This window comes from Mesorhizobium sp. M0060 (genome assembly GCF_040323155.1).
Taxonomy (GTDB): Bacteria; Pseudomonadota; Alphaproteobacteria; order Rhizobiales; family Rhizobiaceae; genus Mesorhizobium.
The window spans coordinates 25,541-47,203 of sequence record NZ_JAMYUP010000023.1 but is presented as its reverse complement, the minus strand read 5'-3'; the positions used below and the strand labels follow the sequence as shown (position 1 = coordinate 47,203).

Annotated in this window: 19 protein-coding genes and 1 pseudogene; 9 read left to right on the top strand and 11 right to left on the bottom strand. The window is 64.7% G+C overall.

Features of this window, described 5'->3' with window-relative positions; translation table 11 throughout:
- The first annotated feature begins 91 nt into the window (after window positions 1–91).
- Window positions 92–1,222, top strand: coding sequence for a molecular chaperone DnaJ (dnaJ, locus tag NKJ94_RS21580; RefSeq protein ID WP_352527609.1), 1,131 nt, complete (start codon window positions 92–94; stop codon window positions 1,220–1,222).
- A gap of 117 nt (window positions 1,223–1,339) precedes the next feature.
- The gene (pmtA, locus tag NKJ94_RS21575) at window positions 1,340–1,939 is read left to right on the top strand and encodes a phospholipid N-methyltransferase PmtA (protein ID WP_352527608.1); all 600 of its coding nucleotides are present in this window, start codon (window positions 1,340–1,342) and stop codon (window positions 1,937–1,939) included.
- A gap of 34 nt (window positions 1,940–1,973) precedes the next feature.
- On the opposite strand, the gene NKJ94_RS21570 is transcribed toward pmtA, so the two are convergent.
- The gene (locus NKJ94_RS21570) at window positions 1,974–2,963 is read right to left on the bottom strand and encodes an alpha/beta hydrolase (RefSeq protein ID WP_502904212.1); all 990 of its coding nucleotides are present in this window, start codon (window positions 2,961–2,963) and stop codon (window positions 1,974–1,976) included.
- Window positions 2,964–3,085: 122 nt separating this feature from the next.
- Here NKJ94_RS21570 and NKJ94_RS21565 point away from each other — a divergent pair, with 122 nt between their 5' ends.
- From NKJ94_RS21565 to NKJ94_RS21555, 3 genes are read left to right on the top strand one after another with little or no spacing between them, the layout of a single operon-like run.
- Window positions 3,086–3,682, top strand: coding sequence for an NADPH-dependent FMN reductase (locus NKJ94_RS21565; RefSeq protein WP_352527606.1), 597 nt, complete (start codon window positions 3,086–3,088; stop codon window positions 3,680–3,682).
- The gene (gene pyrF / locus NKJ94_RS21560) at window positions 3,679–4,392 is read left to right on the top strand and encodes an orotidine-5'-phosphate decarboxylase (RefSeq protein ID WP_352527605.1); all 714 of its coding nucleotides are present in this window, start codon (window positions 3,679–3,681) and stop codon (window positions 4,390–4,392) included. The genes NKJ94_RS21565 and pyrF overlap by 4 nt, the downstream gene beginning before the upstream one ends.
- A 29-nt stretch (window positions 4,393–4,421) precedes the next feature.
- The gene (locus NKJ94_RS21555) at window positions 4,422–4,709 is read left to right on the top strand and encodes a DUF1330 domain-containing protein (protein WP_352527604.1); all 288 of its coding nucleotides are present in this window, start codon (window positions 4,422–4,424) and stop codon (window positions 4,707–4,709) included.
- Here the strand turns inward: NKJ94_RS21555 and NKJ94_RS21550 are convergent.
- The 6 genes from NKJ94_RS21550 to NKJ94_RS21525 all read right to left on the bottom strand — a co-directional run bounded on the left by NKJ94_RS21550 (window position 4,706) and on the right by NKJ94_RS21525 (window position 11,100).
- On the bottom strand, window positions 4,706–5,764 hold the full coding sequence (locus tag NKJ94_RS21550; RefSeq protein WP_352527603.1) for a D-alanine--D-alanine ligase family protein: 1,059 nt from the start codon (window positions 5,762–5,764) through the stop codon (window positions 4,706–4,708). The two genes, NKJ94_RS21555 and NKJ94_RS21550, sit on opposite strands and share 4 nt — an antisense overlap.
- A gap of 167 nt (window positions 5,765–5,931) precedes the next feature.
- Entirely contained in the window at window positions 5,932–6,813 is an 882-nt protein-coding gene (locus NKJ94_RS21545; RefSeq protein WP_352527602.1) for an SMP-30/gluconolactonase/LRE family protein, read from the bottom strand.
- Entirely contained in the window at window positions 6,810–7,451 is a 642-nt protein-coding gene (locus tag NKJ94_RS21540; RefSeq protein ID WP_352527600.1) for a 2-dehydro-3-deoxy-6-phosphogalactonate aldolase, read from the bottom strand. The genes NKJ94_RS21545 and NKJ94_RS21540 overlap by 4 nt, the downstream gene beginning before the upstream one ends.
- Window positions 7,448–8,398, bottom strand: a complete 951-nt coding sequence (locus NKJ94_RS21535; protein ID WP_502904213.1) for a 2-dehydro-3-deoxygalactonokinase — start codon at window positions 8,396–8,398, stop codon at window positions 7,448–7,450. Before NKJ94_RS21535 ends, NKJ94_RS21540 begins: the two co-directional genes overlap by 4 nt.
- Window positions 8,398–9,165, bottom strand: a complete 768-nt coding sequence (locus NKJ94_RS21530; protein WP_352527596.1) for an SDR family NAD(P)-dependent oxidoreductase — start codon at window positions 9,163–9,165, stop codon at window positions 8,398–8,400. The genes NKJ94_RS21535 and NKJ94_RS21530 overlap by 1 nt, the downstream gene beginning before the upstream one ends.
- 132 nt (window positions 9,166–9,297) lie before the next feature.
- Window positions 9,298–11,100, bottom strand: a complete 1,803-nt coding sequence (locus NKJ94_RS21525) for a GtrA family protein (protein ID WP_352527594.1) — start codon at window positions 11,098–11,100, stop codon at window positions 9,298–9,300.
- A 129-nt stretch (window positions 11,101–11,229) separates the two neighbouring features.
- Between NKJ94_RS21525 and NKJ94_RS21520 the strand changes: the two genes are divergently transcribed.
- The 3 genes from NKJ94_RS21520 (at window position 11,230) to gshB (ending at window position 13,683) form a co-directional block, all read left to right on the top strand.
- On the top strand, window positions 11,230–12,240 hold the full coding sequence (locus NKJ94_RS21520) for a glycosyltransferase (RefSeq protein ID WP_352527592.1): 1,011 nt from the start codon (window positions 11,230–11,232) through the stop codon (window positions 12,238–12,240).
- A 7-nt stretch (window positions 12,241–12,247) separates the two neighbouring features.
- Window positions 12,248–12,622 (top strand): GtrA family protein, encoded by a 375-nt coding sequence (locus tag NKJ94_RS21515; RefSeq protein ID WP_352527590.1) that lies wholly within the window; start codon window positions 12,248–12,250, stop codon window positions 12,620–12,622.
- A gap of 116 nt (window positions 12,623–12,738) precedes the next feature.
- Window positions 12,739–13,683: a glutathione synthase gene (gene gshB / locus NKJ94_RS21510; RefSeq protein WP_352527588.1), complete on the top strand. Its 945-nt coding sequence runs from the start codon at window positions 12,739–12,741 to the stop codon at window positions 13,681–13,683.
- An 11-nt stretch (window positions 13,684–13,694) separates the two neighbouring features.
- Here gshB and NKJ94_RS21505 read toward each other — a convergent pair whose 3' ends face one another.
- Window positions 13,695–14,075, bottom strand: coding sequence for a cupin domain-containing protein (locus NKJ94_RS21505; protein WP_352527586.1), 381 nt, complete (start codon window positions 14,073–14,075; stop codon window positions 13,695–13,697).
- Window positions 14,076–14,360: 285 nt separating this feature from the next.
- On the opposite strand from NKJ94_RS21505, the pseudogene NKJ94_RS21500 reads away from it, so the two are divergent.
- Window positions 14,361–15,947: pseudogene (locus NKJ94_RS21500) on the top strand (YifB family Mg chelatase-like AAA ATPase).
- A 269-nt stretch (window positions 15,948–16,216) separates the two neighbouring features.
- Here the strand turns inward: NKJ94_RS21500 and NKJ94_RS21495 are convergent.
- From NKJ94_RS21495 to NKJ94_RS21485, 3 genes are all read right to left on the bottom strand, one after another.
- Window positions 16,217–18,388: a malate synthase G gene (locus NKJ94_RS21495; RefSeq protein ID WP_352527584.1), complete on the bottom strand. Its 2,172-nt coding sequence runs from the start codon at window positions 18,386–18,388 to the stop codon at window positions 16,217–16,219.
- A 257-nt stretch (window positions 18,389–18,645) separates the two neighbouring features.
- Window positions 18,646–20,688, bottom strand: a complete 2,043-nt coding sequence (locus NKJ94_RS21490; protein ID WP_352527582.1) for a hydantoinase/oxoprolinase N-terminal domain-containing protein — start codon at window positions 20,686–20,688, stop codon at window positions 18,646–18,648.
- 248 nt (window positions 20,689–20,936) lie between these two features.
- Window positions 20,937–21,560, bottom strand: a complete 624-nt coding sequence (locus tag NKJ94_RS21485; protein ID WP_352527580.1) for a CDGSH iron-sulfur domain-containing protein — start codon at window positions 21,558–21,560, stop codon at window positions 20,937–20,939.
- Window positions 21,561–21,663: the final 103 nt, after the last annotated feature.

Genomic DNA, 21,663 nt, shown 5'->3' with positions numbered 1-21,663 from the left:
TAAATCGGAACAGCGTGCCGGCAAACGACGCGACGATGCTTCAAGACGTTGGAATGCTTCAAGACGTTGAATATCCGGACTGCGGGAAAATATGAAAGCTGATTTCTACGAAACGCTGGGCGTGCAAAAGGGCGCCGACGAGAAGGAGCTCAAGAGCGCTTTCCGCAAGCTCGCCATGCAGTTCCATCCCGATCGCAACCCAGGCGACCATGCCTGCGAGCACAAGTTCAAGGAAATCAACGAAGCCTACGAGACGCTGAAAGATCCGCAGAAGCGCGCCGCCTACGACCGCTTCGGCCACGCCGCCTTCGAGCACGGCGGCATGAATGGCGGGGCGCAAGGCTTTGGCGCCGGCGGTTTTGCCGACATTTTCGAGGACATTTTCGGCGATATGATGGGCGGGCGCCAGCGCCGCTCGTCCGGCGGCCGCGAACGCGGCGCCGACCTGCGCTACAATATGGAAATCACGCTGGAAGAGGCATTTTCCGGCAAGACCGCGCAGATCCGCGTGCCGGCCTCGATCTCCTGCTCGGAATGCTCGGGCAGCGGCGCCAAGCCCGGCACCCAGCCCGTCACCTGCTCGATGTGCAACGGCCACGGCAAGGTGCGCGCCACGCAAGGCTTCTTCTCGATCGAGCGCACCTGCCCGCAATGCCAGGGGCGCGGCCAGACCATCAAGGATCCATGCCCGAAATGTGCCGGCCAGGGCCGCGTCACCGAGGAGCGCTCGCTGTCGGTCAACATCCCCGCCGGGATCGAGGACGGCACCCGCATCCGGCTTGCCAATGAGGGCGAGGCCGGCTTGCGCGGCGGCCCGTCGGGCGATCTCTACATCTTCCTCGCGGTCAAGCCGCACGAGTTCTTCCAGCGAGACGGCGCCGATCTTTATTGCAAGGTGCCGATCTCGATGACGACGGCAGCGCTTGGCGGCTCGTTCGAGGTGACGACGCTGGACGGCACCCAGACGAAGGTGAAGGTGCCGGAAGGCACCCAGAACGGTCGCCAGTTCCGCCTCAAGGGCAAGGGCATGCCTGTGCTGCGCCAGCCCAATATCGGCGACCTCTACATCCAGACCGTGGTTGAGACGCCGCAGAGTCTTTCGCGCCGCCAGCGCGAATTGCTGGAGGAATTCGAGCAGCTTTCCTCAAAGGACAATTCGCCCCAGTCGAGCGGATTTTTCGCCCGCATGAAGGACTTTTTCGAAACGTTCGGCGAGCACTGACGCTGATCCCCGGAAAACGCTTCCCGAGCGTCATCAACACCTTATCCGGGGATTCGCCTTGTCTTGCACCTCGTAGCTGCTAAGTAGCATGCGAGGGAGCGTTGAGGAGGACTTTCGATGACACGTGGTCCCGGATTGCGAAAGACGCTGGCGGAAAAGTTCGACGACGAGCTGAAGTTCTTCAAGGGCTGGATCGACAAGCCGAAGGCGGTCGGTTCGATCGTCCCGACCAGTTCCATCACCGCGCGTAAGATGGCCTCGATCGTCGATCCGAAATCCGGCCTGCCGGTGCTCGAGGTCGGGCCCGGCACAGGCGTCATCACGCGCGCCATCCTCGCTCAGGGCATAAAGCCTGAAAATCTCTACGCGGTCGAATATTCCACTGATTTCGTGCGCCATCTGCGCCAGCTTTATCCAGGCGTCAACGTCATCGAGGGCGACGCCTTCAATCTCGATGCGACGCTTGGCGACAAGCGCGACTTGGTCTTCGATTCGGTGGTATCGGGCGTGCCGCTGCTCAACTTCCCGGTCGCCCAGCGCATCGCCTATGTCGAGAGCCTGCTCGACCGCATCCCGGCGGGCCGGCCGATCGTGCAGCTGACTTATGGACCGCTGTCGCCGATCCCGCCGGGCCGCGGCGACTATACGGTCGAGCATTTCCATTTCGTCATCCGCAACATTCCGCCGACGCAGCTTTGGATCTACCGGCGCGGCTGAACGCACGCCAGACGTCTGGATGCCGGCAAGCCGGTCATTGCGGCTGGTTGGCCAATCGGTCCAGGAATGCCGTTAGCCTTTCGAACGCCTGCTCTCCGGCCTTCCCGTCGAGATCGAACTGATATTCATGCGGCAGGGCCGGACTGTAGTCGTCCGGAAAGAGCAGCGTGTCGACCTCGACGCCCTGCGCCGTGAGCGCTTGCGCGATCAGACGGGACTGCGGCGCCAGCGGATCGGCATTGCCGACGGAGACGAATGCCGGCGGAAATTGCGGCGTCAGGTGCCTGTCGACGGAAAATTCGGCAACGCGCGGGTCATCGTTCAGCCGCTTCACACCGAGATACGACCACATGACGGTCCTGTTGAAGCCGGCAAACGGCCCTTCGGGCGAGATCATCGCTGGATCGTAGATGCCGCAGAACAGTGCAACGCCTTTCAGCTGCGCGCGCTCTATGGCCGGATCGACGCCCACCATGGCGGCATAGGCGGGATTGCTGATCGTGGCAGCCAGTTGAGCGACGATCTGCGAGCCGGCGGAATCGCCGGCAAGAAAAAGCCTGTTGCGGTCGATGTGGTAGCGGCCGGCATTGCCGGAAAGGAAGGCAAGCGCCTTGTTGGCCTGGAGGACCGGCGTCGGATAGCGGGCGCCAGGGGCGACGGAATAGCCGACCGAAACAGTGACGTAGCCACGCCCGGCCAGTATTTTCATGTATGCCGAGATGTCGGCCTTGTTTCCGGCAACGAAGCCGCCGCCATGCACCCAGACGACTGTCGGCAATGCCTTGGCCGAAGCCTCGACGGGAAAGAAGACGTCAAGGGCCTCGTCCGGGTCCTCGCCATAGCGCTCGTCGCGCAGTTCGCTGACATTGGCGTGCACGTGCTGTTCAAGCGCACGGTTCTTTGCCACCGCATCCTTATGGAAAGCGTAACGGATCAGAAGGACCGAAGGCCACGGGCTGAGTGCGAAGGCGGCGACAGCGACCGCGAGAGCGACAAGACCGTAGCCTACGTATTTCAATCCCACGAGGTCCACCCTATCCGCTGGCGCCGGCCGCCAAAGCGGCCAGTGCTAAATGCGTGCCGCAATCTCGGCTATTGATTCGTCCCACGCATCGCCTATAGCTGCCGCCACAGCAAGGGATTGCGATGCCGATCATCCCGAAAATTCTCGTCTTCGCCGGCTCGGTGCGCAACGGCGCCTATAGCGGCAGGACCGCCGACGTGGCGCAGAAGGAACTTGCCATGCAGGGCGCCGAGGTGACCCGCATCTCGCTCGCCGATTATCCGCTGCCGATCCTCGATCAGGATTTGGAAAAGGAAGAAGGCGTTCCCGAAAACGCCGTGAAGCTCGGCCGGATGATCGCCGCCCATGACGGGCTGCTGATCGCCACGCCTGAATATAACGGCTCCATTCCGCCGCTGCTCAAGAACACCATCGACTGGGTGAGCCAGTTGCGCAAGGATGGCGGCCGGACGTTCCGGCCGCTTGCCGGCAAGGTCGCCGGCCTCTGCTCGTCTTCCAACGGACCCTTCGCCGGGATACGCTGCATCAACCATCTGCGCGCCGTGCTGGTGCGCTGCCGGATGGAGGTGGTGACACCGGAGTGCTCGGTGCCGGAGGGTGGCAACGCCTTCGACGACGAGGGCAACTTCAGGGACGAGAGACTACGCCAATCGATGGAGCACTTATGCCGCACGCTGATCGAAACCTCGCGCATGCTGTCGACGCGGATCGAGGCATGATCCCGGACGCCGCGCATGCCGGTACAATGCAGGAAAGGCTGATCGTCGGCCTCGACCTGCCGACGCTGAAGGAAGCCGAGAATGCCGTGCGCGAACTCGACGGGATCGTCTCCTTCTACAAGATCGGTTACCAGCTCGCCTTTGCCGGCGGGCTCGACTTCGCCCGCGAGATGGCCAGCGGCGGCACCAAGATATTTCTCGACATGAAGCTGCTCGACATCGACAACACCGTGGCCAAGGGGGTCGAAAACATCGTCAGGATGGGCATGAGCATGCTGACCATCCACGCCTATCCGAAGACGATGAAGGCGGCGGTCGAGGCCGCGAGGGGCAGCGATCTTTGCCTGCTCGGGGTTACCGTGCTGACCTCGATGGACGAGCAGGACGTGATCGACGCCGGTTATGAATATGATCCGCATACGCTGGTGCTGAGGCGCTCCGAGCAGGCGCTGCATGCTGGCATGGGCGGCATCGTCTGCTCGGCCGAAGAAGCGGAGGCGGTGCGCCGCATCGTCGGCCCCGATTTGGCGGTCGTGACGCCGGGAATCCGGCCCGCGGGCAGCAACCGCGGCGACCAGAAACGCGTGGTGACGCCGGCGCAAGCAATCCGCAACGGCTCCAGCCACCTCGTGGTCGGCCGGCCGATCGTCGGCGCGGCCGACAGGCGGGCAGCAGCGGAAGCGATCCTTGACGAAATGCGCTCCGCGTAACATCCCCAGAACCATTTCGGAGAAAAAACATGCCCAAGGGATACTGGATCGCTCGCGTCGATGTGCGCGATGCGGAAGGCTACAAAGGCTATGTCGCCGCCGCCAAGCTGGCCTTCGACCGTTTCGACGCCAAGTTCCTGGCGCGCGGCGGCGCGCATGAAAAGGCCGAGGGGCCGGGCCGAGACCGCAACGTGATCATCGAGTTTCCGTCGCTTGCGGCGGCGCATGACTGCTACCACTCGCCCGAATACCAGCGCGCCGTCGCGATCCGCCAGAAGGTGGCTGATGGCGAAATCGTTTTGGTCGAGGGGATTTAGGCGAGAACGCGGTTCATCGCAGTTTCAGCCATCGCATCGGCGAGGCTCAGGCCCCACTGCGAACGGCAATAGTTACGGAAATCGAAGCATGGCAGGCCGGGGCAGACCTCGAACTCGATGAGATGGACGCTGTCGTCGGCCTCGACCCGGAAATCGATGGAAAACACATCGCGCAGGCCAAGCCCGACCATCAGGCTTTCGGCGATGCTGCGGATTCTTGCATCAGCCCGAGGCTGGCTACCCGTGACCGGCAGCAGCACCGGCTCTGTGTATGTTCCCGCCGCTTTCACCACTGCGCCGGTATCGCCGTAAAGCGCCAGGCTGTCCTGCATGGTCTGGAAATCGCCGCCCGAATCGACAAAGGCGATACCCAGCGCCTCGACGCCGGCATCCGGCTTCAGCCCGAGAAAGCTGGCACGCACGTTGCGGCCGGCGACATAGGGCTGGACGATGACATCATCTCGATAGGCGGCGAATACGCGCCGGCTAAGCTCCAGCGCATGGCCGAGATCGTGGGAGCGCGAATCCGGCCAGATACCGATCTTGGCGCCGAGCCGGTTCGGCTTGACGAACCAGCCGGCGGGCGAGGCTGGTGGCGCGACCAGCCAGGCGCCGTCACGGGCAAGGCCCGCCTGAGGCATCGGCAAGCCGAGCGCGCCGAGCACGGCGCCGGAACGGAACTTGTCCTGGCAGAGCGCGAACAACGCATCGTCGGCGCCGATCGTGTTCAGGCCGTTCAGCCGTGCCAGAGCCGGTGCGGCAGCGCCGCGGAAATAAGCGATGCCGTCGGTCTGCGTCCAGACAAGCGTGGTCTTCGGGTCTTCGCCGGCGAGAACGCTTGCGGCGTCGTCGAGCGTCACCGGTGCGAACGACAGGCCGCGCTTTTGGCAAGCGGCGGCAAGTGCGTCGAATTCAGCAGCGATGTCGGTCGATTGCGCCAGATAGGAGGCGATCTCGGCGGCACGCTCTGGCACGTGGTTATCGGCGACCAGCCGATCGAAGCAGGCCTTTTCCGGCTCGTAGATGAGGATCAGCTTCGGCTTGCGGCTTGACATGATTGAACGATTTCCCGGCAGCACGATTGCCTAGCATCGCACGGCGAATGCATTCGGCTTTCGCGGGACCGACGTCGGCCGGACGCCTGCACGACAGTGCTGGCGCCATCTTCCTGTTTGACCATGATCTTTTCCGAAAACCGGTTCCCACTTTTCGGGATCATGGTCTAGCCAATCAGCACGCGTGGCTCAAGGCGGCCATTGACTGGAATGTCGAGCATAAATGTCATGCCGGCTTGCGGGTCGAGCAGGCGCTGCTTCTCGCTCTTGCCCGACCAAGCGGAGGTGACCGCCAGCCGGTCGGCATTCCTGCCGACGAAAGCCGGACAGGACGGCTGCGTCGCCGGCATCGCCACCGAACGGACAAGCTTGCCGTCGGGTCCATAGGCTTCGACGACGCTGCCGCCCCAGCAAGCGTTCCACAATATGCCGTCAAGGTCGAGCACCGAACCATCGATATAGCCCTTGGCCGAACGGTGGTCGACGAAGACCTTCGGTTCGCCAACCGGCAGGCCGGTCGCCGGATCGCAGCCGACGCGCATCAACAGCCCGGTGCTGGTGTCGGTGTAATAGGCGATCGTCCCATCCTCGGAAAAGCAGATCGAATTGGGCACCGTGACGTCGGCATAGAGCCGGCGCAGCTCGCCCTTGAAGAACCAGTAGATCGAGCCGGCGGCCTTCTCCTCGCCCTTGCCCATGGTGCCGACCCAGAGGGCACCGCAAGGGTGAACGCGTGAATCGTTCGAGCGGGTGACCGTATTGTCGGCCTCGATTGGCGTGTGCAGCGTCAGCTTGCCGGTCGCGACGTCGCGGACATGCAGGCCGGTCTCGGTGGCGATCAGCTGGCGCCGGTCGTCGATGATGGCGATGGCGCTGGCCATCTGACCGAGCTCGTGGATTTTGACGGCACCGCCGGACAGGCGCTTTTCCAGGAGCTGGCCGTTGACGATGTCGAACCAGTAGAGCGTGTCGGTGGCAGGGTCATAGCTTGGCCCTTCGCCGAGTTGGCAGACATGGTCGGAAAAAACCGAAACGATGGTCTCGCTCATCCTGCCGCTCCAAACGCCGCGTCCCAGGCCACGACGGCAGCCTTTGCCCGTGCTGCCACTTCGTCGACGCTCATGCCCGGCTTGAACAGGCTGGAGCCAAGACCGAAGATGGTGACGCCGGCCGCTTTGTAGCCGGCAAAATCCTTATCCGAAACGCCGCCGACCGCGCCGACCAGCACACTGGCCGGCAGCACCGCGCGCATGGCCGAAATGCCTGCCGCGCCAAGCACGCTCGCCGGAAAGAATTTCAGTGCCGAGGCGCCGAGTCGGATTGCTTGAAATGCCTCGGTCGGCGTGAACACGCCGGGCATCGTCACCATGCCGTATTGCATGGCCCGACCCATCACCTCGGTATCGATGTTGGGACTGACCAGCAGCCGCCCGCCGACCTTGTGCAAGCCGTCGACATCGGCGGCGCCGAGCACCGTGCCGGCGCCGACCAGCGCCGTCGGAGGAAGCGCTTCGACAATGCTGGCGATCGAGGCAAAAGGCTCGGGCGAGTTGAGCGGCACCTCGATTGCTTCTATGCCGGCGCCGAAGATCGCCTGGCCGATCGCCACCGCCTCGCTTGGCTTCAGGCCGCGCAGGATGGCGACCAGTCCACGCTTGAGTTGCGGAAAAGGTGTAGTTTCGGTCATGCGGCAACTCCATTTTTGGCGATCATGCCATTTTCGCGCGCGGTTTCGGCAAGGCCGGCACGCACCGCCTCGTCGGCGTCGACCACCCTGACCGCGAGCCGGGCAAGGCCGAGCGCCTCGGTGTAGAGCGTGCCCAGTGCGCCCGACGCGATCAGCACAACGGGCACGGCACTTGCCCCATAACGGCGATTTGCCGAAGCGATCTCGCCGCCGATCAGCAGGCCGGACAGGCAGGCTGCGGCGTCTTCCGGCTTCAGATCCTGCAGCAGGCTGGCGGCGCGGATCGAGAACAGTCTTGAAACGATGTCACCGCCTTCGGCCAATGCCTTCAGGCACCACTCCCGGAAAAATGGATTTTCGGCGGCAACCGGCTTCGGCGCCTCGCCCAGCGAATGGCGCAGGATCGAGTGCGCGGCAAGCACCGAAAACAGCTCGCCGGTCGGCCATGTGCCGAAACCGGCAACGGCGCTGTCTTCGACCAGCACCCATTTGGAATGCGTGCCGGGCATGCAGACAAGATGTCGCCCCTTTGCCGGCAAACCGGCGCCAGCAAGCTGCGTTTCCTCGCCTCGCATGACGTCGGGTGCGTCAGCGAGGCGCTGGGCAAGGCCAGGCACGATGCGGATGTCGCGGCGCTGGCCGGGGATGCGGGCAGCGCCGGCGAGAATAGCGCCGATCGGCGCCGGCACGGTGACATAGGGCGCCTCCAGCCAGCCCTGGCGGGAACCTGCCATGCCGCAAATGATGACCGGCAGCGCCTCGGCTGCGCCCAAGGCAGCCAGATGCCCTTCGAGAATGGACGAAAACCCTTTAGCCTGGGCGGTGATCAGCCCGTCATCGCCGCGCCGCTCGGCGAGAACCTTGCCGGCGCCGTCGAGCAGCCAGACCCTCATACGGGTGGTGCCCCAGTCGACGGCCGCGACGGAAGCTGCCTTGTCTGCTGAGATCACAGGAAACCCCCGTCGACGATCAGCATTTGCGCAGTCAGCATGCGTGAGGCATCGGACGCCAGGAACAGCACAGTGCCGACAATGTCTTCCGGCTGCATGACCTCTTTGATGCACTGCTTGGCAACGTGGGCGGCGAGCGCCTGTTCGGTGACCCAGAGCTGCTTCTGCCGCTCGGTGATCACCCAGCCGGGTGCGATCGCGTTGACGCGGATGCCATCGACGCCGAGCTTGCCGGCAAGCCCCTTGGTGAGACCGACGATGCCGGCCTTGGCGGCGGTGTAGGCCGGCATATCGGGATGGTTGATGAGAAACGAGGTCGAGGTGAAGTTGATGATCGAGCCGCCGCCGGCCCGCTTCATGCCCGGCGCCACCGCCTGTGCGCTGAAGAAATGCGGGCGCAGGTTGATGGCATGGTTGTTGTCCCAGAACTCCACCGTGACGTCCTCCACGGCATGACGGTCATCCTGCGCGGCATTGTTAACCAGCACGGTCACGTCGCCATGCGCCTCGGCGGCTCTGGCGGCCGATAGCCGCAATGCCTCGATGTCGCGTATGTCGGTCTTGAGATAGAGCGGCCGCCGGCCGAGCTCCTTCTTGATGCGATCGGCCAGCGCCAGGCTCGGACCGTCGGCGATATCAATGAAGGCGACCTTTGCCCCCTGGCGAACAAAACCTTCGGTCAAGGCAGCACCAATGCCGGAGCCGCCGCCGGTGATCAGCACCGAAGCCCCTTCGAGGTCGGCAAAGCGCGCCGATGGCATCATGAATTCTCTCCCGGTCCAATGATCTCGGTCTGGCCGGCGCGCATCCTATCCAGCCATGTCGGGCGGGCAAGGGCGAAAGAGTGGATTGTCAAGACTTATGTCCGACAAAAGGCCGCACGGGCCGCCGATCGATCAGCTGCCCAGCCGGACGCGGTACAATTCGACGGCGGCTCCGCTGGTCTCGGCAACCGGCTCAAGCCATTCCGGCACGCTGCCGCGTATCAGCCCGGCAAGAAAACCCGCCGGCGCCTTGGCGGCGAGGAGCTTGCTTTCGGCGCTGCCGGGGCACAGCGCGACGAGGCCGACCTGATGATCCGCCAGGATCGCCTTGGCATCGGCAGCGGACCCAAGGAAGGCATCGAGCGCCAGCAGGTTCCCGGCGACGTTGCGATGATAAGGCCCGGCGAAGACGCGATGTCCGGAATAGGCCAGGATCGGCGATCCGAGATTGGAAATCGCCAGCACGGTGGTGCCCGGCAGGCGGCCAAGCGCCGCGAAGGAGGCCATGCGCTGGCAAGCGACATCGGCGCCATCGCCATTATCGGCCGCGGTATTGCTGTCTTCGAAGGCTACCGAGGTCGCCGCGGCAGCCCCAGTCCAGACCGCATTCACCGAAACCAGCCAGACGGCGGCCATGCGCAGCGCCACGCTGCGCGAGGGGCTGACCTCGGCCCGTTGACGCCATTTGGCAATCCAGGCTGAAAGCGGGATGACGGCAAAGGCGATCGAGAATGTCGAACCGCGCACCTGCCAGGCGCTGACGATGAAGGCCACGACAAGCAGCGCGCCGACAAGGCTGTCCTGCCGCCGCCAGCCGCCACGGCCAAGGCGAAGCGCCATCAGAACGAGCGCGACCAGCGGCGTGGCATAACGCGCCGCCACGCTGGCCGGATCGTCGGCGAGCAGGTTGAACAGCGACTGCGCCTCGTCGATGTGGTCGAGCCATAGCTCCTTGAGGCGCGGATCGAGGTTGGCATAGGGCGCTGCCAGGCATTGCGGGAACAAAAAGACGACGACAGTGCCCAATGCCAGGGCAAGCAGGCCAAGTGAGGCGAAACGCCGTCCGCACGTGCGGCCGGCGGGCTCGATCGAGGCTATCGCCGCAAGGCCGGTTCCGGCAATCGCTGCGACGACGAACTGCACGGTCGAGAAGGCGTCGCATTGCGCCTGACCCCAGGCAGACGGCGGAATGGTGGCGACAAAGGCGAGAGCGGAGACGCCGGCAAACCCGAGGCCGAAATCCCTGGCAATTGACCTTTCGCTATCGGCGCCGAGGGCGAACAGCGCGGCGACACAGATGCCGATAGCAGCGACGTAAGGGACGGTTTCCATGCCGATAGCCAGCATCAACCCGACGCATAGGCCGCAAAGCACTGCCGCCGGCCTGCGCAGTGGCGCTTCAAGCAACAGGCTCAGGCTGGCCATGCTCAGCATCAGCTGGACATTATGGTGGTCGAGCGCGCCAGGCGAAAAGATGCCGATGAAATGCAGTGCGGCGGCGGCGACGACGACAGCAGGCAACACGGCGCTGTCGCCGGCAAAGCTGCGTGCGGCTCGGGCGGTGAAAAACACGGTCAGGCAGAAGAGCAGCGCCGGCCACAGCACTTGCGCGACATTCTCGGCAAAGACCGTGCTGCCGGTCAGGGTCGATACGGCCATGATGATCGCGGCGATTGGTGCATCGACCAGCCGCGACCAGTGCATGACGAAACCGCCTTCCAGGCCCATCCTGTACTGGTGGAGATCGAACCAGCGCTGGCCGGCCAGCATGTCGCGAACTTCGACAAGGCGCAGCAGATTGTCGTTGTCGCCGCCGGCATCGGTCAGTGCCGGGAACCCGGCAAAGGCATTGACGGCAAGCACCATCAGCGTGGCAAACAGCGCCAGCGCGATATCGGACCTCCAAATGGAGGCGCCATCGTCGGCTGTGCTCATATCAGGACCTTTGGAAGGAATACGGGGCGGTTTAAACCTAGCCTTAACAGCTTCAATAAATAGTAAAGCCGCCCGAGCGAGGCCGGCGTTTGAGCGGTCAGGGGCCTCACAGGGCATCCGGAGACGAAAATGCCACAAGAAGTGCGCCATGAGCCGAGCATCGCCGTGCTGCTGCCTTGCTACAACGAGGAGCTGACGATTGCCGAGGTGGTGCGGCGCTTTCGCGAAACGCTGCCTTCCGCCGCGATCTATGTCTACGACAACAATTCGCGCGACCTGACGGCGCTCCGAGCCCGCGCGGCTGGCGCCACCGTGGTGCGCGAGCCGCGCCAGGGCAAAGGCAATGTCGTGCGCCGCATGTTCGCCGACATCGAGGCCGATATCTATCTGATGGCCGACGGTGACGGCACCTATGCGCCGGAGGATGCGCCGCAATTGATCAACACGCTGCTGACCGAGCGGTCCGATATGGCGGTCGGTACAAGGCGCGGCGTCACCGACGATGCCGGCAGGACAGGCCATGCCTTCGGCAACCGCATCTTCAACAGCCTTTATAAGCGGCTGTTCGGCTCGGACTTCACCGATATTTTTTCCGGCTACCGCGCCTTTACCCGGCGTTTTGTCAAAAGCTTTCCGGCCGTCTCGGGCGGCTTCGAGATCGAGACCGAAATGTCGGTGCACGCCTCGCAGCTCAAACTGCCGGTCAGCGAGATCGGGCTCGATTATGGCCGCCGGCCGCAAGGCTCCTCGTCGAAGTTGTCGACCTTTCGCGACGGCGCCAAGATCCTGTGGATGTTCGCCATGCTGATGAAGGAGACGCAGCCGTTGCGTTTCTTCGGCGCTTTTTCGGTGTTCTTCCTGGCATCGAGCTTGTTCCTGATGACGCCGGTGCTGATCGAGTTCGCCGAAACCGGCCTCGTGCCGCGTATGCCGACCTGGGTGCTGTCGGTCGGCCTGCTGCTGCTGTCGATGCTGGCGGCGGTGACCGGGCTGATCCTCGATTCGGTGTCGCGCGGCCGAGCCGAGCAGAAGCGCATCTTCTATCTGTCGATGCCTTCCGGCCGCGTCGAACGCGAACGCGCAAGCGCGCTCGCCACCTTGAAGAAGGCCGAACCGCGCAAGACCTCGCGGGCCGCCTAGGGTCGAAATGGGACGCCTCGCCCGCTTCATTGTCGCCGGCGGTATTGGCTTCGTCGCCGATGCGGCGGCGCTATGGCTGGTGCTGGCGGCAACGCCGCTCGGACCATTCGCGGCTCGCATCATCTCGATCGGTTTTGCGCTGTCCGTTACCTGGCTGATCAACCGCCATCTGACCTTCTCGCCTTCCAGCCGGGGCATCGCGCGGGAGGGCGCACGCTATGGCGGCGTCGGCATCGCCACCAGCGTCGTCAATTATCTCGTCTATTGCGCCATGCTGTTCGCGCTGCCGATGGTGCCGCCGCTCGCGGCCCTTGCGGTTGCCTCGCTGGTTGCCATGGCGCTTTCCTTCCTCGGCTATTCCAAGCTGGTCTTCGACCGCTGAAGGCACATCGCGTTGGGCTCTGCGCCAAGCGAAGCGCGGCCCCATAACAAGCTGACCGATTGGCAGAAGGCGCCGAGTTCCGTATATCGCTGTCGGTGAACGCCCGGAGACCTGCCGTGAAGCTGAAAATCGCCGTCCAGATGGACCACGTCTCAACCGTCTCGATTGCCGGTGACACGTCGTTTGCGCTGTCGCTGGAAGCGCAGCAGCGCGGCCACCAGCTGTTCCACTACACGCCCGACCGGCTGTCGCTGCGCGACGGCAAGGTGTTTGCCCGCATCGAGGAGATGCAGGTCCGCGACGAGAAGGGCAATCATTATTCGCTGGGCGAAGAAGTCCGCACCGATCTTTCGGAGATGGACGTCATCCTTTTGCGTCAGGATCCGCCCTTCGACATGAACTACATCACCACTACGCATATCCTCGAGCGTATCCATCCGAAGACGCTGGTGGTCAACGATCCTGCCTGGGTACGCAACAGCCCGGAAAAGATCTTCGTCACCGAATTTTCCGACCTGATGCCGGCGACGCTGATCACCAAGGACCCGCTGGAGGTCGCCGCGTTCCGCAAGGAGTTCGGCGACATCATCATCAAGCCGCTCTACGGCAATGGCGGCGCCGGCATCTTTCACCTGCACGAGGCCGACCGCAACCTTGCCTCCCTGCTCGAAATGTTCGGCCAGATGTTCCGCGAACCCTATATCGTGCAGCGTTACCTGAAGGAGGTGCGCGCCGGCGACAAGCGCATCATCCTGATCGACGGCGAGCCGGTCGGCGCCATCAACCGAGTGCCGGCCGAGCACGATTCCCGCTCCAACATGCATGTCGGCGGCCGCGCCGAAAAAACCGAATTGACGGACCGCGAGCGTGAGATCTGCGCCCGCATCGGCCCGTCGCTGAGAGAGCGCGGCTTCATCCTCGTCGGCATCGACGTCATCGGCGACTACATGACCGAGATCAACGTGACATCGCCGACTGGCGTGCGCGAGGTACAGCGCTTCGGCGGCGCCGACATCGCCAGCCTGTTCTGGGATGCGGTGGAGAAGAAGCGGAGAAAATAGACCCCGCTGCCCTACGCTGGTTTGGCGTACTGCTCGGCGCTCATGACTTCGAGGCACACAAAGCGCTCGTTGCCTTCCACCCAGGCGTCGTGGCCGGGCGGAATTGTATAGGACGTGCCTTGCTCGAAAGTTTTCTGTGTTCCGTCATCCAATCTGACGGTGATGGTTCCGGATGCGACGTAGCCGACATGCGACACCTGACAGCTGTCCGTCTTGACGACCGGCTTCACACACTCGGACCATTTCCATCCTGGCTCCATATTGAGCCGCCCGAGAGTGAACCCGGGAAGCCGCACCACTTCGACGCGTGTCTTGTCGGGCGCCCGAACTTCATCCGGGGTATCGTGAGACTTGGCTGCAAATTTCGTGACGTTCATTCCACCATCGGCCATAGCATCCTCCCCTGTACTCGACGCGGAACCTGGCGTTGCGATTGTCGGAACCGCTGCCGGATTTATATCTCATTTAGCGCCAAAATAATAAGCAGTAGCTAAAATATATGCCTTCTCGACGAGCCCAGCCTCGCTGCCGTCACTTGCATTGTCAGGCCGAGGTCATTGCTTTGACGGACGTCCGTTCCCCAAATGTTCTTGCCTTCGCCCAAAATCTGTGGTTGTCTCCGGTGACGCCGTTCGCGGCATGATCGCAGGGGGCAAGCCTGCAGCCGGGGTGAAGACATGGTGGCGCGGGTTCGCACGGTTGCTTTCCAGGGCATCGAGGCCGTGCCGGTCGACGTGCAGGTGATGATCGCGCCGGGCAAGGTCAACATGCACATCGTCGGGCTGGCCGACAAGGCGGTGGCCGAAAGCCGCGAGCGGGTGCAGGCCGCCCTGCACGCCTCCGGCCTGTCGATGCCGTCGAAGAAGGTCACGGTCAATCTGGCGCCCGCCGACCTGCCCAAGGAAGGCAGCCACTACGATCTGCCGATCGCACTCGGGCTGATGGCGGCGCTCGGCGCCATTCCGGGCGACATGCTGGCCGGCTATGTCGTGGTTGGCGAATTGTCGCTCGACGGCACTATTGCCGCGGTCGCCGGCGCGCTGCCGGCGGCGATCGGTGCCAATGCCGAAGGCAAGGGCTTGATCTGTCCGTTCGCCTGCGGCCCGGAAGCCGCCTGGGCCGGCAAGGACTTCGACATTCTGGCGCCGCGCAGCCTGATCGCCATCGCCAATCATTTTGGTGGCACGCAGGTCCTGTCGCGGCCGGAAGCCGGCATCCATGCTTCGGCGCGCGACCTGCCGGACCTTGCCGACATCAAGGGCCAGGAGACCGCCAAGCGGGCGCTGGAAGTGGCGGCGGCTGGCGGCCACAATCTTTTGATGGTGGGACCGCCGGGGTCGGGAAAGTCGATGCTGGCGCAGCGGCTGCCGTCGATCCTGCCGCCACTGGCGCCCAGGGAATTGCTGGAAGTCTCGATGATTGCCTCGGTGGCCGGCGAGCTTGGCGAAGGAAAACTGACCGACCGGCGGCCGTTCCGCGCGCCGCATCATTCGGCCTCGATGGCGGCGATGGTCGGCGGCGGCCTGCGCGTGCGGCCGGGCGAGGCCTCGCTCGCCCATCACGGCGTGCTGTTCCTCGACGAGTTTCCGGAATTCTCCGGCATTAGGTAGCTGTTACACCTAGGGTGTAACTGCTACCTAATACCGGAATTCTCGCCGCAGGCGCTCGATGCACTGCGCCAGCCGCTCGAGACCGGCGACTGCATGATCGCGCGGGCCAATCATCGCGTCACCTATCCGGCGCGTATCCAGCTGGTCGCAGCGATGAACCCGTGCCGTTGCGGCATGGCCGGCGAGCCGGGTTATCGCTGCCTGCGCGGCGATCGCTGCCGCACCGACTACCAGGCGCGCATTTCCGGCCCGCTGCTCGACCGTATCGACCTCAGGATCGAGGTGCCGGCGGTCTCGGCCAGCGATTTGATCCGGCCCGACCGGGCGGAGAAGAGTGCCGCTGTGGCACTTCGCGTGGCACGCGCCCGGACGATCCAGCGCGAGCGTTTCGAGCGGCTCGGCGCGACCGCCACCACCAACGCGCATTGCTCGCCGTCGGTCATCGAGGAAATCGCCATGCCCGATGCCGCCGGCCTGTCGCTGCTCAGGGATGCCAGCGAAAAGCTCGGCTTTTCAGCACGCGCCTACCACCGGGTGCTGAAGGTGGCGCGGACATTGGCCGATCTCGAGGCCAGCGAAGCGGTCGGCCGCATCCATCTGGCCGAAGCGATTTCCTACCGCATGAGTTCGGAACGGATGGCGCAGGCGGCGTAGCGTTTCCCTCCCCCTCGAGGGGAGGGTGGCCGCGAAGCGGCCGGGTGGGGTCGCCGGTGAGACGCTCGGCCTTCAACGCCTGCGCCATATGCGGCAGATCAAAGTGGCACCGAGTATCGGTCGCTAAGACAATCCTCGTTCCCGTCCTTGTCGACGGAATGGGAGTCGGCGCACTTCACGCAGGACCCCTCCCGGCCCTTCGGGCCACCCTCCCCTCAAGGGGAAGGGGGATGCCGGCGCCCGACCCTCCGCGCATCGTGCTTGCCGGCTCAGGCGCTCCGCTCCGCCTTCAACTCCAGTCGCCTCGCGTGCAGCACCGGCTCGGTGTAGCCATTGGGCTGGACGCGGCCCTTGAAGACGAGGTCGCAGGCGGCGAGGAACGCGATGGAGTTGTCGAAATCGGGTGCCATCGGCCGGTAGAGTGGATCGCCTTCGTTCTGGCGGTCGACGATCGCCGCCATGCGCTTCATCGTTTCCATCACCTGCTCGGGCGTGCAGACGCGGTGATGCAGCCAGTTGGCAATGTGCTGCGAGGAAATGCGCAGCGTGGCGCGGTCCTCCATCAGGCCGACGTCGTTTATATCCGGCACTTTCGAACAGCCGACGCCCTGGTCGATCCAGCGCACGACATAGCCCAGAATTCCCTGCGCGTTGTTGTCGAGTTCCTTCTGGATGTCCGCCTGAGACCAGTTCGGCCGGACCGCGACGGGCACCGAAAGGATGTCGTCGAGTTTTGCCTTGGGCCGGCTCTTCAGCGCAGCTTGCACGGCATGGACGTCGACCTTGTGATAATGGGTGGCGTGCAGCGTCGCTGCCGTCGGCGACGGCACCCAGGCGGTGTTGGCGCCGGCCTTGGGATGCGCGATTTTCTCGGCCAGCATCGCCGCCATCAAATCGGGCATCGCCCACATGCCCTTGCCGATCTGGGCGTGACCGGCCAGCCCGCATTCCAGCCCGGTGTCGACGTTCCAGGCTTCGTAGGCGGCAATCCAGGCGGCCTGCTTTATGTCGCCCTTGCGGATCATCGGGCCGGCTTCCATCGAGGTGTGGATCTCGTCGCCGGTGCGGTCGAGGAAGCCGGTGTTGATGAACACGACGCGCTCCTTCGCGGCGCGGATCGCCTCCTTGAGGTTGACGGTGGTGCGCCGCTCCTCGTCCATGATGCCCATCTTGATGGTGTTTTTCGCCATGCCGATCAGCGCCTCGACACGGTCGAAAATCTCGACGGCGAAGGCGACTTCCTCCGGCCCGTGCATCTTGGGTTTTACGATGTACATCGAGCCGGCACGGGAGTTTTGCCGGCGGCCATTCGGGCCGATGTCATGCAGCGCAATCAGCGCCGTCAGCGCCGCATCCATGATGCCTTCCGGCACCTCGTTGCCGTCGCGGTCCGATATCGCCGGATTGGTCATGAGGTGGCCGACATTCCTGACCAGCATCAGCGAGCGGCCGGGCAAGGTCAGCGTGCCGCCATCGGGCGCGGTGTAGGTGCGGTCGGGGTTGAGCCTTCGGACAAAACTCTTGCCGGCCTTGGTGATCTCCTCGGCAAGGTCGCCCTTCATCAGGCCGAGCCAGTTGCGGTAGACCAGCACCTTGTCTTCTGCATCGACCGCGGCGACCGAATCCTCGCAGTCCTGGATGGTAGTCAGCGCCGATTCCAGCACGACATCGGCAATGCCTGCCGGATCGGTGCGGCCGATCTGGTTGTTGCGGTCGATGACGATTTCGATGTGCAGGCCATTCTTGGTGAGCAGGACGTTGTCGGGATTGGCGGCATCGCCGCGATAACCGGCAAACTGCCTGGGGTCGGCAAGCGTGGTGACACCGCCGCCCTCGCCCAGCCGCAGCATGCCGTTGGCGACTGAAAGCCCGTTGACGCCGGCCCATTTGCCTGACGTGAGCGGCACCGCCTCGTCGAAAAAGCTCTTCGCCCAGGCAACGACCTTGGCGCCGCGCGCCGGATTGAATTTGTTGCCTCGCTCGGCGCCGTCGGTCTCCGGGATGGCGTCGGTGCCGTAGAGCGCATCGTAGAGCGAGCCCCAGCGCGCATTGGCGGCATTCAGCGCATAACGCGCATTCATCACCGGCACCACCAGCTGCGGCCCGGCCACCAGCGCGATCTCTGGATCGACATTTTCGGTGGTCACGCTAAACGCCGGCCCCTCGGGCAGGAGATAGCCGATCTCGCGGAGGAAGCTCTTGTAGGCCTCCATGTCGACGGGCGCGCCATTGTCGCGATACCAGCGGTCGAGCTTGTCCTGCATGGCGTCGCGTTTTCCGAGCAGCGCCCGGTTTTTTGGCGAGAGATCATGGACGATCGCCGAAAAACCGCTCCAGAAGGCGTCTGCCGTGATGCCGGTGCCCGGCAGCGCTTCACCGGCGACGAAATCATGAAGCTCGCGGGCAATCCGCAATCCGGCGATCTCGACGCGATCGGTCATCAGGGCTTCTCCAGGCGAAAGGCTAGGCCGGGCCTTTGGCATGTCACGGTGGCAGGGTCAATTCGGCTCAGGGTTAAGGTAGGGCGTTTTCGCCGCCGATCTCCCCCCTTGAGGGGGAGATGGCCGGCAGGCCAGAGGGGGTCGCCTCGCGTGGGGCGCGACGCCCTGTGGTGCAAAGAAGGGGTCGCGTTCATGCGCGGCGACCCCCTCTGTCGCCTTCGGCGACATCTCCCCCTCGAGGGGGGAGATTGGCAGCATCACACCGCAATCCTTGGCCTGCCCGATGCCACGGCCACGACATGCGCCTCGATGAACATGCGCTGGCCCTCGACGGTCGAGACGCGGAATTCGCTGGCGATCTCGATCTCGGCGCTGTCGGTGCCGGCGGCCCTCGCTCGCCCGGCGGCAATCGCCCGCACATCTTTCTCGGCCGCGGCGATCGCCGCCGCTTCGTCATTGAAATCGCGCACGCTTTCACCTGAGGCGAGGCGGAACAGCCCTTCCTTGGGTTGGCTGACCCGCGCTTCGGCCGAAACCCGGACCTGGCCGACGACGGCGCCGAGCGCGTTGGCGACGTCGGTATCCTCAGGCACCAAGCAGTCATTGCCGACCAGCTCGGCGAGGCCAGCATAATGCAGCGGCGCCGAGGCGCCGAGGCCGATGACCGGGCGGTCGAGCGCGACGCTGAGACGAGCGATGCCGGGATGCGCGTCGACGGCGCGCTGGACCAGCGCGTGGGCGACGGTCGCGGCGCCATCCAGCCCATCCTCGGCAAACGCGGTTTCGAGGATGACTTCGGCCGACAGACGGGTCAGCGTGGTCAGCACCCGTTCCGAGACCGCCTCCGGTGAGGCGGCGATGAACTGGCCGCGGCCGTCGCGCTTGCGCGCGAACAGCTCGGCACCCAGACGCGCCGCGGCCGGATCCCAATTGGCCTGCTTGCCCAGCACATGCGCCGCATCCGACGGCGTGAAGCCGGCAATCTGCACCAGCCCGCGCGACACCAGCCGGTTCAAGGTGGCGTTCTGGGCATTCGAGGCCAGCAATCTGTCGAGAGCCTGCGGCACAGCACCGATCAGCTCGTAGAGCTTGGCTTCGGCGCCGGTCAACCCAGCGGCGAGCCGCTCCGGCACGCCGGTGCGCACCGCGAGGCGGCCATCCATGCGGCCGGGATTGGGCGCGCGCAGCTGGCGTTCGAGCTCCGCCGTGACGGCCTCGCCATGCATCAAGCCGGCCAGCGCCAGCGGCACCAGGCGGCGCGGCCCGAGCAGGATTTTCGGGTTGAGCGCGCCGTCCTCCAGCGCCACTTCGGAATCGCCGCCCAGCCCAAAAGTGCGCATGGCGACGGCCTCGACCATGGTGCGGAACCCGCCGACGGTGGCGCCTTCCGGATCGAGCCTGGGACGGCCCCCGTCGAGCACGGCGACATCGGTTGTGGTGCCGCCGATGTCGGAGACGATAGCATTGTCGAGGCCGGTCATATGGCGGGCGCCGACAAGGCTGGCGGCCGGGCCGGACAGGATCGTCTCGATCGGCCGCTGGCGGGCGAAGGCGGCCGAGACCAGCGCGCCGTCGCCGCGCACCACCATCAGGGGCGCGGCAATGCCGCGGGCGGCGAGAAAGCCTTCGGTTGCCGCGACTAACCGATCGATCATCGAGATCAGCCTGGCATTGAGCAATGTCGTCAGCGCCCGGCGCGGACCGCCGAGCTTGGCCGACAGCTCGTGGCTGGCGGTGACCGGCAGGCCGGTCCTGTCGCGGATCAGGTCGCGAGCGGTGAGCTCATGCGCCGGATTGCGGGTGGCGAAATAGGCGCAGACGGCAAAGCCGGACACCGATTTTTCCAGCTCGGGTAAAGCTGCCTCCAGCCCGGACAAATCGAGCATTGCCGCATTACCGTGAACGTCATGGCCGCCGGCGCAGAACACCACCGGATCGGTGCCGAGCGCCGCTTTCAGCCCGTCGCGGGCGAGATCGCCCTCGGCAAAGCCGATCATCACCAGCGCGACGCGGCCGCCCTGGCCCTCGACCAGCGCATTGGTGGCGAGCGTCGTCGACATCGACACCAGCTTGATCGCCGCCGGGTCGGTGCCGGCCATTTTGAGCACCGCATCGACCGCGCCGGATATCCCGACCGCCAGGTCATGGCGCGTCGTCAGCGCCTTGGCCTTGGCCAGCACTTTTCCGCTTGGTCCGCCGGCCTCCGACCACAGCACGGCGTCGGTGTAAGTGCCGCCGGTGTCGATGCCGAGGAACAGGGGCACCTTGGGAAGATGCTGGGATTTGGTCTTGGCGGTCATTGGCGGGCCCGGAGAATTCTCTTGCCCCGCCCCTTAGCGGATATGAACGGGCCGATAAAGCCGCGATGGCTGGGCCAAGGCAGCGTAATCTCCCCCCTCGAGGGGGGAGATGTCGCCGAAGGCGACAGAGGGGGTCGGTACGTCCTGACGCGACCCTCCTGTCGCCGGCGGAGGACGATGACGCTCCACGCGAGACGACCCCCTCTGGCCTGCCGGCCATCTCCCCCTCGAGGGGGGAGATCGCTAGGCTACCCCACAAACCCCACGCGCTTATGCGACCCGTCACAAAACGGCTTGTTGGCGGAGTGGCCGCAGCGGCAGAGGAAGGTGCGCTGCGTGCGATCGACCGTGTGGCCGGTGCCGGTGACGATTTCGACATTGCCTTCGAGCTTGAGCGGGCCGTTGGTCGTCGGTGTGACGGTCAGCGGGCCATCTCGCACTTCCAGCGCCGGCGTATCCTTCAGCGGCGGCTCGCCGGTGGCGGAAAAACCTGATTTGTTGTGGCTGCCGTCGCAGAACGGCTTGTTTTCCGAGGCGCCGCAGCGGCAGAGCGTGGCGCGATAGAAATTCTCGCCGCCCATCACGATCTCGGCATGCAGCGCCAGCGGGCCGTTTTCCCGGATGCGCACGGTGTTGACCACAGGCGGCTGTTCCTGCGGCCCGCCATCCTTGCGGAGATAGGTGATGGCGCCGGACGGACAGCCTTCGGCGAGCGCCACGATCTTCTCGACGCTGGCCGCATCCGGATGGATCCACTGGCCGGGCGCGTTGGGCACGAAAACATGCGGATCGCCAAGCACGCAGTTGCGCGAATGGATGCAACGTTTTCCCGAAAAGCCGACGTCGATCTTCTCGCCTTCGACCACTGCCATGGGTGGGATCTCCTGTCGGACTACGCTATGGCGACAGTCAGGACGACGTCAAGGCAGCATTCTCCCCCTCGTGAGGGCCGACCTCGGGCGCGGCGGGAAGGGA

Bases quoted from the DNA above. Each gene is read 5' to 3' on its own strand.
- dnaJ (WP_352527609.1), top strand. From the start codon at position 92: ATGAAAGCTGATTTCTACGAAACGCTGGGCGTGCAAAAGGGCGCCGAC.
- pmtA (WP_352527608.1), top strand. From the start codon at position 1,340: ATGACACGTGGTCCCGGATTGCGAAAGACGCTGGCGGAAAAGTTCGAC.
- NKJ94_RS21565 (WP_352527606.1), top strand. From the start codon at position 3,086: ATGCCGATCATCCCGAAAATTCTCGTCTTCGCCGGCTCGGTGCGCAAC.
- pyrF (WP_352527605.1), top strand. From the start codon at position 3,679: ATGATCCCGGACGCCGCGCATGCCGGTACAATGCAGGAAAGGCTGATC.
- NKJ94_RS21555 (WP_352527604.1), top strand. From the start codon at position 4,422: ATGCCCAAGGGATACTGGATCGCTCGCGTCGATGTGCGCGATGCGGAA.
- NKJ94_RS21550 (WP_352527603.1), bottom strand. From the start codon at position 5,764: ATGTCAAGCCGCAAGCCGAAGCTGATCCTCATCTACGAGCCGGAAAAG.
- NKJ94_RS21545 (WP_352527602.1), bottom strand. From the start codon at position 6,813: ATGAGCGAGACCATCGTTTCGGTTTTTTCCGACCATGTCTGCCAACTC.
- NKJ94_RS21540 (WP_352527600.1), bottom strand. From the start codon at position 7,451: ATGACCGAAACTACACCTTTTCCGCAACTCAAGCGTGGACTGGTCGCC.
- NKJ94_RS21530 (WP_352527596.1), bottom strand. From the start codon at position 9,165: ATGATGCCATCGGCGCGCTTTGCCGACCTCGAAGGGGCTTCGGTGCTG.
- NKJ94_RS21525 (WP_352527594.1), bottom strand. From the start codon at position 11,100: ATGAGCACAGCCGACGATGGCGCCTCCATTTGGAGGTCCGATATCGCG.
- NKJ94_RS21520 (WP_352527592.1), top strand. From the start codon at position 11,230: ATGCCACAAGAAGTGCGCCATGAGCCGAGCATCGCCGTGCTGCTGCCT.
- NKJ94_RS21515 (WP_352527590.1), top strand. From the start codon at position 12,248: ATGGGACGCCTCGCCCGCTTCATTGTCGCCGGCGGTATTGGCTTCGTC.
- NKJ94_RS21505 (WP_352527586.1), bottom strand. From the start codon at position 14,075: ATGGCCGATGGTGGAATGAACGTCACGAAATTTGCAGCCAAGTCTCAC.
- NKJ94_RS21495 (WP_352527584.1), bottom strand. From the start codon at position 18,388: ATGACCGATCGCGTCGAGATCGCCGGATTGCGGATTGCCCGCGAGCTT.
- NKJ94_RS21490 (WP_352527582.1), bottom strand. From the start codon at position 20,688: ATGACCGCCAAGACCAAATCCCAGCATCTTCCCAAGGTGCCCCTGTTC.
- NKJ94_RS21485 (WP_352527580.1), bottom strand. From the start codon at position 21,560: ATGGCAGTGGTCGAAGGCGAGAAGATCGACGTCGGCTTTTCGGGAAAA.